At 67.1% G+C, this 14,116-nt stretch carries 15 protein-coding genes; 10 read left to right on the top strand and 5 right to left on the bottom strand.

The window, feature by feature from the left end; genetic code table 11:
- Positions 1–248: 248 nt before the first annotated feature.
- The 6 genes from OKW52_RS01510 to OKW52_RS01530 all read left to right on the top strand — a co-directional run bounded on the left by OKW52_RS01510 (position 249) and on the right by OKW52_RS01530 (position 4,963).
- Positions 249–1,403 (top strand): polysaccharide biosynthesis/export family protein, encoded by a 1,155-nt coding sequence (locus tag OKW52_RS01510; RefSeq protein WP_264504140.1) that lies wholly within the window; start codon positions 249–251, stop codon positions 1,401–1,403.
- Positions 1,404–1,683: 280 nt separating this feature from the next.
- On the top strand, positions 1,684–2,061 hold the full coding sequence (locus OKW52_RS23195) for a hypothetical protein (protein ID WP_319800442.1): 378 nt from the start codon (positions 1,684–1,686) through the stop codon (positions 2,059–2,061).
- Positions 2,016–2,489: a hypothetical protein gene (locus OKW52_RS23200; RefSeq protein WP_319800443.1), complete on the top strand. Its 474-nt coding sequence runs from the start codon at positions 2,016–2,018 to the stop codon at positions 2,487–2,489. Before OKW52_RS23195 ends, OKW52_RS23200 begins: the two co-directional genes overlap by 46 nt.
- A complete protein-coding gene (gene cbiB / locus OKW52_RS01520; protein WP_264504141.1) occupies positions 2,486–3,421 on the top strand; it encodes an adenosylcobinamide-phosphate synthase CbiB in 936 nt (311 codons plus the stop codon). Before OKW52_RS23200 ends, cbiB begins: the two co-directional genes overlap by 4 nt.
- Positions 3,415–4,389 carry a threonine-phosphate decarboxylase CobD gene (gene cobD, locus OKW52_RS01525; protein WP_264504142.1) on the top strand — a complete coding sequence of 325 codons (975 nt, stop codon included), beginning with the start codon at positions 3,415–3,417 and terminating at the stop codon, positions 4,387–4,389. The genes cbiB and cobD overlap by 7 nt, the downstream gene beginning before the upstream one ends.
- A gap of 169 nt (positions 4,390–4,558) precedes the next feature.
- A complete protein-coding gene (locus OKW52_RS01530) occupies positions 4,559–4,963 on the top strand; it encodes an acyl-CoA thioesterase (RefSeq protein ID WP_264504143.1) in 405 nt (134 codons plus the stop codon).
- Here OKW52_RS01530 and OKW52_RS01535 read toward each other — a convergent pair.
- The 5 genes from OKW52_RS01535 to OKW52_RS01555 are packed head-to-tail and all read right to left on the bottom strand — an operon-like array spanning position 4,960 to position 9,590.
- Complete coding sequence (locus tag OKW52_RS01535; protein ID WP_264504144.1) at positions 4,960–5,259, bottom strand: DUF4387 domain-containing protein; 300 nt, start codon at positions 5,257–5,259, stop codon at positions 4,960–4,962. The genes OKW52_RS01530 and OKW52_RS01535 overlap by 4 nt on opposite strands.
- Positions 5,259–6,614 carry a DUF1446 domain-containing protein gene (locus OKW52_RS01540; RefSeq protein ID WP_264504145.1) on the bottom strand — a complete coding sequence of 452 codons (1,356 nt, stop codon included), beginning with the start codon at positions 6,612–6,614 and terminating at the stop codon, positions 5,259–5,261. The genes OKW52_RS01535 and OKW52_RS01540 overlap by 1 nt, the downstream gene beginning before the upstream one ends.
- Position 6,615: 1 nt before the next feature.
- Positions 6,616–8,133 (bottom strand): tripartite tricarboxylate transporter permease, encoded by a 1,518-nt coding sequence (locus tag OKW52_RS01545; protein WP_264504146.1) that lies wholly within the window; start codon positions 8,131–8,133, stop codon positions 6,616–6,618.
- Between the two features lie 57 nt (positions 8,134–8,190).
- Positions 8,191–8,628, bottom strand: coding sequence for a tripartite tricarboxylate transporter TctB family protein (locus OKW52_RS01550; protein WP_264504147.1), 438 nt, complete (start codon positions 8,626–8,628; stop codon positions 8,191–8,193).
- Positions 8,628–9,590: a Bug family tripartite tricarboxylate transporter substrate binding protein gene (locus OKW52_RS01555; protein WP_264504148.1), complete on the bottom strand. Its 963-nt coding sequence runs from the start codon at positions 9,588–9,590 to the stop codon at positions 8,628–8,630. Before OKW52_RS01555 ends, OKW52_RS01550 begins: the two co-directional genes overlap by 1 nt.
- Before the next feature lie 149 nt (positions 9,591–9,739).
- Here OKW52_RS01555 and OKW52_RS01560 point away from each other — a divergent pair, with 149 nt between their 5' ends.
- The 4 genes from OKW52_RS01560 (at position 9,740) to folD (ending at position 14,104) form a co-directional block, all read left to right on the top strand.
- Positions 9,740–10,405 (top strand): response regulator transcription factor, encoded by a 666-nt coding sequence (locus tag OKW52_RS01560; RefSeq protein WP_264504149.1) that lies wholly within the window; start codon positions 9,740–9,742, stop codon positions 10,403–10,405.
- Entirely contained in the window at positions 10,402–11,784 is a 1,383-nt protein-coding gene (locus tag OKW52_RS01565) for a sensor histidine kinase (RefSeq protein ID WP_264504150.1), read from the top strand. Before OKW52_RS01560 ends, OKW52_RS01565 begins: the two co-directional genes overlap by 4 nt.
- Positions 11,751–12,791 carry an ABC transporter substrate-binding protein gene (locus OKW52_RS01570; RefSeq protein WP_264504151.1) on the top strand — a complete coding sequence of 347 codons (1,041 nt, stop codon included), beginning with the start codon at positions 11,751–11,753 and terminating at the stop codon, positions 12,789–12,791. The genes OKW52_RS01565 and OKW52_RS01570 overlap by 34 nt, the downstream gene beginning before the upstream one ends.
- Before the next feature lie 410 nt (positions 12,792–13,201).
- A complete protein-coding gene (folD, locus tag OKW52_RS01575; protein WP_264504152.1) occupies positions 13,202–14,104 on the top strand; it encodes a bifunctional methylenetetrahydrofolate dehydrogenase/methenyltetrahydrofolate cyclohydrolase FolD in 903 nt (300 codons plus the stop codon).
- Positions 14,105–14,116 lie beyond the last annotated feature (12 nt).

The raw sequence follows: 14,116 nt of genomic DNA on the forward strand, positions 1-14,116 counted from the left end.
CGCTAATGCGCCCAAACGCCTCTGCCTAGCCCATGCAACACCCGCCCTGCGCGCCCGTGCCCGTCGGCGGCAAACTGTTGCACCAACTCCCCGCTGCGGGGTGTTTGCCGCCAGAGCGCTTGTCGCAGACGTCGAACCGCAGTAGCGTCTCGCCTACGCACGCCCGTCCTTCGTTCACCCGAAGGGAAAGAGACCCGGAAAGGGTCGGGGCTGCTTGAGGGAATAGGCAGGCGACAGTGGCGATGACAATGACCAACACCACCCTTCGATTTGAGCCGGGGAATGGGCGACACGGGCTGCATTTTGCGCGCATCGCCATCGCCGCGCTGATGATCCCGGCACTGGTTGCGGGCTGCTCGATGCCGCGCGGCGCTGCGCTGCAAAGCGAGATCCTGCGCGGAACCGATGACCCTGCGAACGAAGTTCAGGTCTTTGCCGTTACCCGTGCCGCACTGGATGAACTCGACACCTGGCCGCTGGCCCACCCCGAACTGCGCCACAACTGGACCACGACGGGCGCATCGGCGACCGCGCGCATTATCCGCGCGGGCGATTTGCTGAGCATCGCCGTCTGGGACAGCCAGCCGGATTCGTTGCTGACCACGACAGAGCAACGGGTCGTGCGGATGGAAAACGTGCCCGTGTCCGCCGCAGGCCGCATCTTTGTGCCCTATGTCGGTGAAGTGCGCGTGGCCGGACAATCCGCCGAAATGGCGCGCCGCGACATTCAGGATCAGATGGCGCCGATCGTACCCGACGGTCAGGTGCAACTGACCGTCACCCCCGGCGCAGGCAATACCATCGACATGGTGACCGGCGTCGCCCGCCCCGGCCGTCTGGCCCTGCCCGAAATCAGCCCGACCATCTTGAGCGCGCTGGCTGAATCGGGCGGCATCGCGTCTTCCCTGCGCAATCCGCTGGTGCGGCTGAACCGCGCCGGAACCGCCTATGCGATCCCGGCCCGTGAGCTGTTCTCGGACCCCGCCCATGACATCCAGCTACGTGGCGGCGACCGCATTCTGGTCGAAGAGGATCATCGCAGCTATATCGCGCTTGGCGCCGCGGGCACCCAGCGTGTCGTTTATTTCGAGCGCGAGACGATCAGCGCTCTGGATGCTTTGTCCACGATTGGCGGCCTGTCCACGTCACGGGCCAACCTCGAAGGCGTCATGGTCATGCGTCAGTACCCGCCCGAGGCCGTGCGCCCGACGGGGCCTTTCCCGCGTCAGCAAGAGGTGATCTTCACGCTGGACCTGACCTCGGCTGATGGCCTCTTTGCCGCCGAGCAGTTCGAGATCCAACCCGGCGACGTGGTGCTGGCGACGGAATCCTCGCTGCCGCTGATCACGCAGTCGATGTCTGTCCTGCGTGCCGCTGCGGCCACCGTGAACAACCTGAACTGACGGCGTCAACGCCTGATCGCTCAGACAGACCCGCCGGGGAACCGGCGGGTCTTTGCTTTTGGTGCGACACGCCGCCGCCCGAACCGGTCACCCGACGCCAGCCCGCCCAAAGGCGGCGATGGTCAGGGAGAGGTCGCTTTCGGGCATGCCGCCCGAACGCAGGCGGTTCAAGCAGAGCGGGACCATGGTGCGCGTCCGGCTCCCCCTCCCAGCCCTTGCCGTACGGGCGGAAAGACCGCAGTAAGGCACCCGAACCTCAGGCAGCGCGATGCGAGACGTCATGACCAACCCTCTGCCCAGCGCCCCGACCGCGCCGCTGCGTGTGGCCGGGCATTTTGGCGAACTGATGCAGGGCCGTCTGGGCAGTGAGGGCCCGGTTGTGTTGGTTTCGCTGCCCTGCCCGGCGCTTAGCGTCGAAATTGGCGGCACCGGCGACGACACCCTGCTCGGCCCGCGCCGGGTCCGCGCGCTCTGTGCGGCGTTGGGGCTGGCGGTGCCCGCAACGCTGCCGCCGATGCGCGCGCTGATGCCGCAGGGGGCGGGGCGGGGTCATCGACGGCTGCGCTGGTGGCGTTGGCGCGGTGGCTTGGGTTCTCGGGCTCCTGCGAGGCTTTGGCCCGCGCCTGTGTCGCCGCCGAAGGCGCCAGCGATCCGCTGATGCTACCCCGCGCCGAGCGTCTGCTTTTTGCCCCGCGCGAGGGACGGGTGGTGGCGGACCTGCCAGCGCTGCCCGCGTTCGAGGTGCTCGGCGGGTTCTTCGGCCCCGGCCAGCGCACGCGGGCTGAGGACATGGCCTTTCCCGACATCACCGATCTGGTCGAACGGTGGGAGACGCTGGCGGATCTGCCCGCGATGGCCGCCCTGACCACAGAATCCGCCCGCCGGACCCTGGCCCTGCGCGGTCCGTCCGATGACCCCACCGCCCCTCTGGCCCGCGACCTTGGTGCCTTGGGCTGGCTGATCGCCCATACCGGCAGCGCGCGTGGGCTGATCTTTGCGCCCGGCACCGTACCTGAGGGGGCCGAGGCCGCACTGGCTGTTGCAGGGCTGACCGGCGTGCTCCGCTTCACAGGGGGCGGCGCATGAGTTTCTGTCTGGCCATGCTGATCGCCATGGGCATCGACGCTGCGATCGGGTGGCCGGATGCTGTGTATCGGCGCATCGGGCATCCGGTGACCTGGGCGGGCGGGCTGATCGCCACGCTTGAGGGGCGGCTGAACCGGGGCGAGGGCCGCCGCGCCAAGGGCGTGCTGACGGCGCTGATCGTGATCGGGCTGGCCGGGGGGCTGGCATGGGGCGTCGTTGCGCTGCTGCCGGGGGGCTGGTTTGGCACGGTTCTGACCGGCGTTCTGGCATGGCCGCTGGTTGCCCTCCGCTCGATGCACCAGCACGTCGCCGCTGTCGCCGCGCCGCTGGGCCGGGGCGATCTGGCCGGCGCGCGCCATGCCGTGTCGATGATCGTCGGGCGCGATCCGGCGCAGCTGGACAGCGCGGGCGTAGCCCGCGCGGCGGTGGAAAGTCTGGCCGAGAACACCTCGGACGGCATCGTCGCCCCCCTGTTCTGGGGCGTCGTCGCCGGGCTGCCGGGGATCGCCGCCTACAAGGCGATCAACACGCTGGATTCGATGATCGGCCACCGGAACGCGCGCTATGAGCAGTTCGGCTGGGCCTCGGCCAAGATCGACGATGTGGTCAACCTGATCCCGGCGCGGCTGACCGGCGTGGTCTTCGCGCTGGTGTCACCGCGCCCCGGCAAGGCGCTGAAAACCATGGCGCGGGACGCGCGCCACCACCGCTCGCCCAACGCCGGTTGGCCGGAATCCGCCATGGCGGGCGCGCTGGGGATCCGTTTGTCGGGTCCGCGCGTTTACGGGGACCGGGTGGCGAACGAGCCTTGGGTCAATGAAGGCGCGCCCGATCCGTCAGCGCGCGACGTGACGCGGGGCCTGGCGCTGTATGTCCGGGCGATGGGGGTCTTGGCGGTGATGATCGCCGCAGGGGGAGTGTGGGGATGGTAACGCGCGATCATGGCGGCAATCTGGATGCCGCGCGGGCCGAATATGGCGGCAGCGGCTGGATCGATCTGTCGACGGGGATCAACCGGCGGCCCTATCCTGTGCCCGCGCTACCTGCGGACGCGTGGACGGCACTGCCGACCGCGACCGCGCAAGGGGCGCTGATCGACGCCGCCGCCGAGGCTTTCGGCGCCGCGCCCGAGACGGTCCTGCCGCTGGCGGGCGCACAGGCGGCAATCCAGCTCTATCCGCGCTGTGCCGCGCCGGGCGACGCGCGGGTGCTGACGCCGACCTACAACGAACACGCCGCTGCGCTTAGTGCGCAGGGCTGGACCGTCACCCCGGTCGAAGGCCTGCGCGGACTTGCCGGGGCGGATCTGGCGGTGGTGGTCAATCCCAACAACCCCGATGGCCGCAGCTGGTCGCCCGAGGCGCTGGTGGCGCTGTCCAGAAAGGTGGGATTGCTGGTGGTCGACGAGAGTTTCGCCGATCCGCATCCCGAACTGTCGGTTGCCGATCAGGCGGGTGAGCGGCTGGTGGTCTTGCGGTCGTTTGGCAAATTCTACGGGCTGGCGGGCGTGCGGCTGGGCTTTCTGCTGGGTGCCCCCGCGATGGTGGCCCGACTGCGCGAGCTGGCCGGGCCGTGGTCGGTCAGTGGCCCCGCGTTGAGCATCGGCACCACGGCGCTGGGTGATACGGCGTGGCAGAGCGCGACGACCGAACGGCTGGCGGATGACGCCGCGCGGCTGGACTGGATGGCGGCGCGGGCGGGCTGGGTGCTGGTCGGCGGCACGGCGCTGTTTCGCACCTATGCGACGCCCGACGCCACCCGCGCGCAGGACCATCTGGCCCGCCGCGCGATCTGGACGCGACGGTTTCCGTACTCGGGCACCTGGCTCAGACTGGGGCTGCCGGACGGGGCGGAGTGGGGCCGCGTCGAAAAAGCGCTGAGCGAGTGGCGACCGGTATAAGGGAGCGGTGCGCTGAAGCGCACCCTACCCGGGATGGGGGGCTGCGCGCAGGCGGTGACCGCGCAGCTTGCGTATTTTCAGCAAGATGAAAGGGCGGCGCGGTCGCCTCGACACCCAGCGTGGGGCGGGGTAGTTTCTGCACCTGCAAAGACAGATTGGGAGCAGCCCCGTGACCACCACGCATAGCCTGACCTATACCGTGACCTTTGGAGACTGCGACCCGGCTGGGATCGTTTTCTATCCCAATATCTATGGCTGGTTCGACCGCACCTTCCACGACTGGCTGGCCGGATTCGGCGGGCATCAGGCGATCTGCACCGAACTGGGCGCGATCGGGCTGGGGTTGATGCAGGCGGATGCGAAATTCCGCCGCCCGATGCAGCCCAATGACACGGTGACCATCGCGATGACGGTGCGCGACTGGGGCCGCAAGGCGCTGGTGTTGGGCTATGAGGTGACCATGGGCGAGACGGTGATGGCCACCGGGGAAGAGGTGCGCGGGATGTTCAAGCGCACCGAGCAGGGCCTGAGCGCGGGCGAGATGGCCGCGCTGAAAGCCCTGCTGGAGCGCTAAAGCGCCATCTCGTCGATCAGCACCGCCAGCGCCGCGCCGTGCATGTCGCGGTCGTCGCGGCTGCCCTGCACCACCGGGCGCGGGATCGACAGTTTGACCACCCGCAGTTCGGCAATGTCAAAGCGTTTGACCAGGTGCAACGGCGTGCCGGTCAGATCGGCGACGCGCTGTGTTTCGAGTTTCTGCGAAACGTCGGCATAGGCCGCCTCGGTGCCGCAGAAGATGTCAATCGTGATCCAGAACGGCCCGGCGTTCTTGGAGCGCACTTTCAAAACCAGATCGCCCAGACGCGCCATCAGCCTACCTCGGATACAGTGAGGCGGAAGGCCGACATCGGGTCGTCCAGCGCCAGAATATGGTTGAGCGCGAACTCGTAAAGCGGGCCGCGGTCGGTGGTGGCCGGGGAATAGGGGAAGGCGAAGGTTGGCAGTTCCTCGTCCTCGGTCAGCGGGTAATGCAGCACGAAAGGGTTGATCAGCTTGCCGATCTCGCTGGCAAGGGCCTGCGACGCGGCGGTGACGATGCCTAGAACGCCCACTTCGACCGGCTGGCCCGTGCGGTTCTCCAGCGACCCCAGCGCGCCATTGGTGCCAATCAAGCGGAATTCGAGCGTGTAATCGGGCGGGGTCAGGCCCATGCGTTCGGTGATCTGGCCGGTGAGATAGGCGTGCAGCTTGTCGGCCCAGATTTGCGCGTTGGTGACATAGTGCTGCTGACGCAGGACCGCCAGAATGGTGGTCTGGTAGCCCGCCGCGCGCGCGCCCTCCAGCTTGACGGTATAGGCACCGGGCACCCAAGTTGAGCCTTCGACGCGAACGCGCCGCGCATCGAGCGCCGTGTAGCGCGCGCCGCGAACGTCCAGATAGCCGCCGGGTTCATAGAGCTGGAACGGGTCGGAATTCTCATAGAGCATATGGGCGGAGACGGAATGCGGGGTGCAAAGCGCGGTCTCGGCCATAGCCTCGACCGTGAAGCCGGTGGTGTCGAAATCGACCATGATCACGCCCGAGGTCGGATTGGTCGAACACAGCGCGCCGCATTCGGCGATCTTGGCCCCGTGCCACGCGGCCCCGGCGTGATCGCCGCGCGCCAGCGGCAGGGCGGCGATGGTGGCGGTATCCGTCACCCGGCCACAGATCACGATATCCGCGCCGGTCGCCAGCGCCGCCTGCACCTGCTCGACGCCGCCCAGCGCCACGATGTTGGTCATCGCACGCAGCGCGTCGGCGCTGATTTCGGGCGCGGGGGTCAGCGGGGTGATCTGCCCGGCCTCAAGCGCCTGAACCAGACGCTCGGCGGGTTGCTGGCAATAGAGCCGCGCCACTTTCAGCGTCATGCCCAGCTCTGCCGCAATCTCGGCGGTCAGCGCATACATCCAGTCCACCGTCGCATCCGCGCCGCAGGTGCCCGCCGTGCCGATGATCAGCGGCACGCCCGCCTCGGCCCGCGCCTGCATCAGCGTGCGCCATTCGGATTTCGTCGCGGCGCGTGAATATTTGGATTCGCCCGCGCCCAGCGACCAGGGGCCTGAGTCGGTCGAGCCGCCGTCGATGGCAATGATGTCCGGCTTAAGCCCAAGACCGCGCGACAAAGCCGCGCGGTCAAAGCCCAGTCCCAGAACGCCCGAAGGCACCAGAACGCGTGTGCTCATCTCAGTCCCCGATTGCCTCAGGCTGAACCTCAGGCCGTTTCAGAAAGCGGCGCAGAAAGATCGGCGCCAGAAAGCCGATGATCGCGGCGATCCACAGGCCGGTCGAAACCGACGACGAGAAGAGATACGTCCAGTCGCCGTTCGACAACACCATGGCGCGGCGCAGGTTGTCTTCCATCGCGTTGCCCAGCAGGATGCCCAGAATGATCGGCACCGTCGGGATATCCAGCTTGCGGCAGACATAGCCCAGAATGCCGAAGGCGACCATGAGCTGCATGTCGAAGGTCGAGCCGGTCAGCGAGTAGATGCCGACAAAGGCCACCATCGTCACGCCGGGCAGCAGGATATGCGACGGCACCGAGAGGATCTTCACGAAGATCTTCACCATCGGCACGTTCATGATCAACAGCACGATGTTGGCGATCAGCAGGGCGGCGATCAGGCCCCAGACAACCTCGGGCCGTTCGGTGAACAACAGCGGGCCGGGGGTGATGTTGAGCGTCAGCAGCAAGGCCAGCAGCACGGCGGTGGTGCCCGAGCCCGGCACGCCCAGCGTCAGCATCGGGATCAGCGCGCCACCGGCGGCGGCGTTGTTGCCCGCCTCAGGCGCAGCCACGCCCCGGACGTTGCCCTTGCCGAAGCTGTCCTTGTCCTTGGCCACCGCTTTTTCGGCGACATAGGCCAGGAACGAACCCAGCGAGGCCCCGGCGCCAGGCAAAATCCCGGCGACAAAGCCGATGCCCGTCCCGCGCAGCATCGCGCCGGTCGTGTGGCGCAGCGCTTTCCACGGGATCGTCACCTTGCCGAGCGCGACACCGATGGCCGAATTCTTGCCGTGGCTCTCGATGAAGAAGAACACTTCGGACACGGCGAACAGACCGACGATGGCGACCAGAAAGTCGATGCCGTCCATCAGATGCAGCTCACCGAAGGTGAAGCGCGGCATGCCGGTGGTCTTATCCAGACCGATCATCGCGATGCCCAGACCCAGCAGGGCAGCCAGCGCCGATTTCGCCTGATTGTTCGACCCCAGACCGCCCAGCGTGCAGAAGGCCAGCAGGTAGAGCGCGAAATATTCGGCCGGGCCGAACTGGTAGGCAACGCGCGACAGCACCGGGGCCAGCAGCATCAGGCCGATGGTCGCCAGAAACGCGCCGACGAAGGACGCAACGCCTGAGACGACAAGGGCCTCGCCCGCTCGACCTTGCCTTGCCATCGGATAGCCGTCGAGCGTGGTCATCATCGCCGGTTCGTCGCCCGGAATGTTCAGCAGGATCGACGAGATCCGCCCGCCATACATCGCGCCGTAGTAGACCGAGGTCAGCAGCACCAGCGCCGACATCGCGTCCAGACCCATCGAGAAGGTGATCGGAATCAGCAGCGCCACGCCATTGGCCGGGCCAAGGCCCGGAAGCGCGCCGACGATGGTGCCGATGAAGCAGCCGATCACGGCCAGCATCAGCGACCATGGCGACAAGGCGATGGAAAAGCCCATTGCCAGGTTTGACAGAATGTCCATGTCTCTCCCCCGTGGGCGGCCCGTCCGGCGTGCGCGCCCCGAATTTACGTCACCGCGTCAGAACCAGCTGCGCGGAAAACCCACCAGGCTCAGCCCCAGCACCATGTTGAACAGCACGAAAAGACCGACCGACAGGCCCACCCCGGTCAACACAGCGGTGACGGGTTTGGGATTGATCTGATAGCTGAGCACACCGGCGGCGATCGCCGTTGGGATCACGAAACCCAGCGGGCGCACGGCGCTGGCGTAGCCCAGCAGCACGGCCAGTGCGATCGCCAGTTGCACCAGCGTGCCGACGCCGGGCCACTCGGCATTGGCATCGGGCTTGATGATCAGAAAGGCCGACCCGATCACGACAAAGCCGCCGATCAGGTAGGGAAACACCCGCGGACCCACCGGGTCCGACAGAAAACTGGTCTGAATAGAGGTGGCGCTGTAGAGATACCCCAGCGCCACCGCCATCAGGACCAGACCAAAGATCCGGTCCGCTTTCATCACTGAATCACGCCGATCTCGCGGCTCAGCTCCTGGGTCTGGGCGATCACGCCATCGATCCAGGTCTGAAACTCATCGCCAACGCGGGTGAAGGGCGCCAGACCATTGGCCGTCATCGCCTCTTGCCACTGCGCGCTGTTCGCAACGGCGGTCAGACGGTCAGCCCAGGCTTGGAACGCTTCATCCGAGATGCCGCCGGGGACATAGAGACCGCGCCAGTTCACGGCGGCGACGTCATAGCCCTGCTCACGCGCGGTGGGGATATCGTCAAAGCCCGGAACGCGCTCTTCGGTCAGCACAGCCAGAACGCGCACTTCGCCCGAACGCACAAAGCCGACGATTTCCGACATGTCGCCGGTCATCGCTTGCGTGAAGCCACCCACCGTCTGGGTGATCGCATCCGCGCCGCCATCCACGCCGATATAGCGGACCTGACGGATGTCTTCCAGACCGGCAGCCTGCAGGATCTGCAGCGGTTTCATGTGGTCGAAGCCACCCACCGCAGAGCCACCGGCAAAGGCGACCGACGCCGGATCGGCCAGCACGGCGTCAACCAGATCGTTCAGCGACTGGAACGGGCTGTCATTGGCCACCACGATCACGCCGGGATCGCCCCCGATCGAGCCGACAAAGCGCACCTGATCCGCGGTCGCGCCGCCAAAGGCGTTCTGCGCCAGACGGGTCGTCGTGGCCGACGAGGCGGCGACGATCAGATCTTCGTCGGTGTTGCGCTCGTTGGCGACGTTGGCATAGGCCACGCCACCACCGGCACCGGCCATGTTGGTCACCACGACCGGCGCGGGGACTTCACCGATTTCATACAGGATGCGGCCGATCTGGCGGCAAGTGAAATCCCAGCCGCCGCCGGGGTTAGCGGGCGCGATGCATTCGGTGGCAGCGGCCGGAACGGCCAGCGCCGCCAGCGCGCCCAGTGAAAGCGCGGACAGAGTCAAACGGGTCATGTGGAACTTCCTCCCTGAAACATTCCGCAAAGGCGACTGCGGCCGGCTGCTTGGCCAGCGCATGTTCCCCCCTTGCGTCGTGCACCATTCGCTGAAAACCTTGCACAGACCTGTCACGGACGCGTCATCGCGCCAGAAAATGAGGCGGAATGCGATTTCTTTTGATCGAGGACAACGCCGACCTCGCGCGCTCGGTCCGTGAGCGGCTTGAGCTGGAGGGGCACGCCGTCGACCACGCCGTCGATCTGGCTGATGCCGACGATCATCTGGCCGTCGCGCGCTATGACCTGATCTTGCTCGACATCACCCTGCCCGATGGCGACGGGCGCAGCTTTTTGCAGCGCCACCGCGCAGCCCAGGCCGATACGCCCGTGATCGTGCTGACCGCGCGCTCGGCGGTGTCGGACCGGGTGGATACGCTGGATCTGGGGGCCGATGACTATCTGACCAAACCCTTTGATTTCGCCGAACTTGAGGCCCGCTGCCGTGCCGTGCTGCGCCGCAGGGGCGGGGCGGCGACCACGTTGCAGACCTATGCCGATCTGACCTTTGATCCGATGGGGGCCTGCGTCACCGTCGCGGGCGAGACCCGCGATCTGCGCAACCGGGAACTGCGGCTGCTCGAGGTTCTTTTGTCCGCGCCGGGCCGCATCCTGTCCAAGGACCAGCTCTGCGACCGGCTGTTTTCCTATGCCGAACCGGTCAGTGACAACGCCATCGAGGTCTATATCGCCCGCCTGCGCCGCAAGATCGACGGCAGCGCCGCGCGGATCGAAACCGTGCGCGGGCTGGGTTACCGGCTGACCGGCGGATGACCCCCCGCGCCGCCCCCAGCCTGCGCCGTCGCCTTATGGTGCAGCTGCTTGTGTTGTCGGCGGTGCTGGCGGTCGCGCTTTACGTGGCGGTACGGCTGGGGGCCGAGCGCGCCTCTGAGGCGACGCTCGACGGGATACTGGGCGCGGCCACCACCACCATCGCCGAGGAATTGCGCAGCGTCGAGGGTGGAGCCGAGCTGGACCTGTCGCCCGGCACCTTCTCGATGCTGGCGGCGATGGGTGAAGAACGGATCTTTCACCGCATCGACATCCGGGGCCTGCCCGTCACCGGCTATGACGACCTGCCCCTGCCACCGACCACCCCCACCGCGCTGGAACCGGCGTTTTACGACGCGACCTACCGCGACGCCGATCTGCGGCTGGCCGCCGTGGCGCGCAGCCTGATGATCGAAAACCGCGCCGCCCCTGTGCTGGTGATCGTCGGCCAGACGCGCGAGGGCCAGCGCGCCATTGCCCGCGATCTGGGCAACCGCGCGGCGGCGCTGGGGCTGGTGGTGTTTCTGGTCGCCGTGCCCCTCAGCCTGTTCGCGACGGGCACCCTGCTGCGCCCCATCGGGCGGCTGGCCGAGGCGGTCGGCCGGCGCGGCGGTCACGATCTGCGCCCGGTGCGCCACCCTGCCCCCGCCGAGCTGATGCCGCTGGTCGAGCAGCTCAACGCCTTCATCGCCCGTCTGCGCCAGACCCTTGCGCAGACCGAAACCTTCATCGCCGAAGCCGCGCATCACATCCGCACGCCGCTGGCCACCCTGCGCTCCGAGGCCGAGCTGGCGCTGCGCCAAGCCGGGGATGAACCCACCCGCGCCCGCCTGCGCGGCATGATCCGCGCGACCGAGGAAAGCGCGCGCTCGGCCAACCAGCTCCTTGACCACGCGACGGTGCTGTTTCGCGCCGACCAGCGGGCGCAGGACCGGGTCGAACTGGGCGCGATGGTCTCGGCGCTGGCCGACAGGTTCCGCCCCACCGCCGATCTGAAAGAAATGGAAATCACGCTGGACCTGCCCGCCGCGCCGATGGAAACAACCGGCGACGCGGTGCTGATCGAATCCGCGCTGCGCAACCTGATCGACAACGCGCTGAAATACTCGCCCGCCGAATCCCCCATCCTGATCACCCTGCGCGAGGACGCAGGTTTCGCCCGGCTCGACGTTCACGACCGGGGCCGGGGTCTGGGCGGCGAGACGCAGGCGGCACTCTCCAAACGCTTTCGACGCGGCGGGAATGTCGGTGGTGTGGTCGGCTCGGGGCTGGGCTTGACGATTGTGAGCGAGACGGCGGCGGCGATGGGCGGGCGCTTTGCCCTGAAAGACAGAAAGGACGGCGGCACATGCGCAACGCTCTGGTTCCCCTTCTCGTCGTGATCGCGGCGCTGTTCGCGCTGCCCGCCGTCGCCTTCGAGATCGAAGCCGAACAGCGGTTCGGTCCGGCAGGCGCGACCAACGAGCTGTCTGTGCTGTCCACCACCGACATCAGCTTCTTTGCCCCGCTGGCCGAGGCGTTTCTGGCCCGCCAGCCCAATCTGGCGCTGCGCTATGTGCAGGCAGGCAGTCAGGATCTGTTTCGCGCGGTCGATGGTGAAGGGGCGGCGTTTGATCTGGTGATCTCGTCCGCGATGGATTTGCAGATGAAGCTGGCCAATGACGGCTACGCCCGCGCCCTGCCTGCCGATCTGGTCGCTGAACTGCCGGTCTGGGCGCGCTGGCGCGACCGGCTGGTGTCCATCGCGCAAGAGCCGGTGGTCTTGCTGCTGGCCGATGCCGCGCTGCCCGACGGGCAGGCCCCGCCCCGCTCGCGCCGCGACCTGATCGCGCTGCTTCGTGACCACCCGCAGCTGTTCGCCGGGCGGATCGGCACCTATGACCCGCGCATTTCGGGCGCGGGGTATCTGTTTTTGACCCAGGACGCGCGCATGTCCGATTCCATCTGGCGGCTGGCCGAGGTGATGGGGCGGCTGGATGCGCGGCTCTTTTGCTGCTCGGGCGACATGATCGCCGGGCTTTTGTCGGGCGAGCTGCTGGTCGGCTACAACGTGCTGGGCAGCTATGCGGCAGCAAACCTGCCCGCAGGCTCGGGCGTGCAGGCCATCGCGCTGGAGGATTTCACCGTCACCCTGCAACGCACCGCGCTGATCCCGGTCAATGCGCCGCTGCCCGAGGCAGGCGCGGCGCTGCTGCGCTTCCTTTTGTCGGACGAAGGCCAGTTGATCCAGTCCCGCGCCACCGGCTTCGCCGTCATGCGGCCCGAGACCTTTGCCACCCAGCCGTGGCTCAGGCCGATCCGGCTGGACCCCGGCCTGCTGTCATCGCTGGATTCGATGACCCGCAGGCGGTTTCTGGCAGAATGGACGGCGGCGCTGGATCAGCCATGAGAGATCAGGCAAGCGGGTGCGATTCGCGCCGGTGACGCCAATGGTGAACTCAAGTTCATGATGGGCAACGATTTCTCTGATTCAGTCCGTTGAAACCAGCGGTGAACGCGGAATTATCGCCCGTTGCCCTTCACCCTCAGGCCGCCTGACAATACGTTGCACAGTTGAGCCGGAATTATCCCGTATCGCCGCTCTGCTCCTCTTGCCCCTTACCGGGCGGGCCGGAACAGCGCGGCGCGATTGCAACAAGAGGGGCGCCAAACCGCGCGGCGCGTGTTTTTGATGCCGCTTTGGCGCAGATCGCACCGGGCTGTTCGGAAACGGACCAGACAACGGGCGGGGGAACGCATCGAGATCACCACGACCGCAAGGCCGCTGGCATGAGCGATGCACGAAAGGGAAGAGTGAGGATGCGAGCAGAACTGATCGACGGCAAAGCCTTTGCGGGCAAGATCCGCGCGCAAGTGGCCGAGAATGTCGCCCGCCTGAAATCCGGGCACGGGCTGACCCCCGGTCTGGCCGTGGTACTGGTCGGTGAAGACCCGGCGTCCGAAGTCTATGTGCGATCCAAGGGCAAGCAGACGCTTGAGGCAGGCATGGCCTCGTTCGAGCATAAACTGCCCTCCGACACGGCACAGGCCGATCTGCTGGCGCTGATCGCGCAGCTGAACGGCGATGCGTCGGTGCATGGCATTCTGGTGCAGCTCCCGCTGCCCGATCATCTGGACAGCGATCTGGTCATCAACGCGATTGACCCGGCCAAGGATGTGGACGGATTTCATATCTCGAACGTCGGGCTGCTGGGCACCGGGCAGAAGTCGATGGTCCCCTGCACGCCGCTGGGCTGCCTGATGATGCTGCGCGATCAGCTGGGCTCGCTGTCGGGCCTGAATGCCGTCGTGGTGGGCCGGTCGAACATCGTCGGCAAGCCGATGGCCCAGCTGCTGCTGGGTGACAGCTGCACGGTGACCATCGCGCATTCGCGCACCAGGGATCTGGCGGCCGTGTGCCGGCGTGCCGATATCCTCGTCGCCGCTGTCGGTCGCCCGAAGATGATCCCCGGCGACTGGATCAAACCCGGTGCCACGGTTATCGACGTCGGCATCAACCGGATACCCGCGCCTGAAAAGGGTGAGGGCAAGACCCGGCTGGTGGGGGATGTCCATTTTGACAGCGCGGCCGAGGTCGCCGGTGCCATCACGCCGGTGCCCGGTGGCGTTGGGCCCATGACCATCGCCTGCCTGTTGGCCAACACCGTCACCGCCTGCTGCCGCGCGCACGGGCTGCCTGAACCCACGGGGCTGACTGCCTGACCCCACCCTTTC

Source organism: Pararhodobacter zhoushanensis, from assembly GCF_025949695.1.
GTDB lineage: Bacteria > Pseudomonadota > Alphaproteobacteria > Rhodobacterales > Rhodobacteraceae > Pararhodobacter > Pararhodobacter zhoushanensis_A.

Excerpts from the sequence above, each read along its gene's own strand:
- OKW52_RS01510 (WP_264504140.1), top strand. The coding sequence starts at position 249 with ATGACCAACACCACCCTTCGATTTGAGCCGGGGAATGGGCGACACGGG.
- OKW52_RS23195 (WP_319800442.1), top strand. The coding sequence starts at position 1,684 with ATGACCAACCCTCTGCCCAGCGCCCCGACCGCGCCGCTGCGTGTGGCC.
- cbiB (WP_264504141.1), top strand. The coding sequence starts at position 2,486 with ATGAGTTTCTGTCTGGCCATGCTGATCGCCATGGGCATCGACGCTGCG.
- cobD (WP_264504142.1), top strand. The coding sequence starts at position 3,415 with ATGGTAACGCGCGATCATGGCGGCAATCTGGATGCCGCGCGGGCCGAA.
- OKW52_RS01535 (WP_264504144.1), bottom strand. The coding sequence starts at position 5,259 with ATGGCGCGTCTGGGCGATCTGGTTTTGAAAGTGCGCTCCAAGAACGCC.
- OKW52_RS01540 (WP_264504145.1), bottom strand. The coding sequence starts at position 6,614 with ATGAGCACACGCGTTCTGGTGCCTTCGGGCGTTCTGGGACTGGGCTTT.
- OKW52_RS01545 (WP_264504146.1), bottom strand. The coding sequence starts at position 8,133 with ATGGACATTCTGTCAAACCTGGCAATGGGCTTTTCCATCGCCTTGTCG.
- OKW52_RS01550 (WP_264504147.1), bottom strand. The coding sequence starts at position 8,628 with ATGAAAGCGGACCGGATCTTTGGTCTGGTCCTGATGGCGGTGGCGCTG.
- OKW52_RS01555 (WP_264504148.1), bottom strand. The coding sequence starts at position 9,590 with ATGACCCGTTTGACTCTGTCCGCGCTTTCACTGGGCGCGCTGGCGGCG.
- OKW52_RS01560 (WP_264504149.1), top strand. The coding sequence starts at position 9,740 with ATGCGATTTCTTTTGATCGAGGACAACGCCGACCTCGCGCGCTCGGTC.
- OKW52_RS01565 (WP_264504150.1), top strand. The coding sequence starts at position 10,402 with ATGACCCCCCGCGCCGCCCCCAGCCTGCGCCGTCGCCTTATGGTGCAG.
- OKW52_RS01570 (WP_264504151.1), top strand. The coding sequence starts at position 11,751 with ATGCGCAACGCTCTGGTTCCCCTTCTCGTCGTGATCGCGGCGCTGTTC.
- folD (WP_264504152.1), top strand. The coding sequence starts at position 13,202 with ATGCGAGCAGAACTGATCGACGGCAAAGCCTTTGCGGGCAAGATCCGC.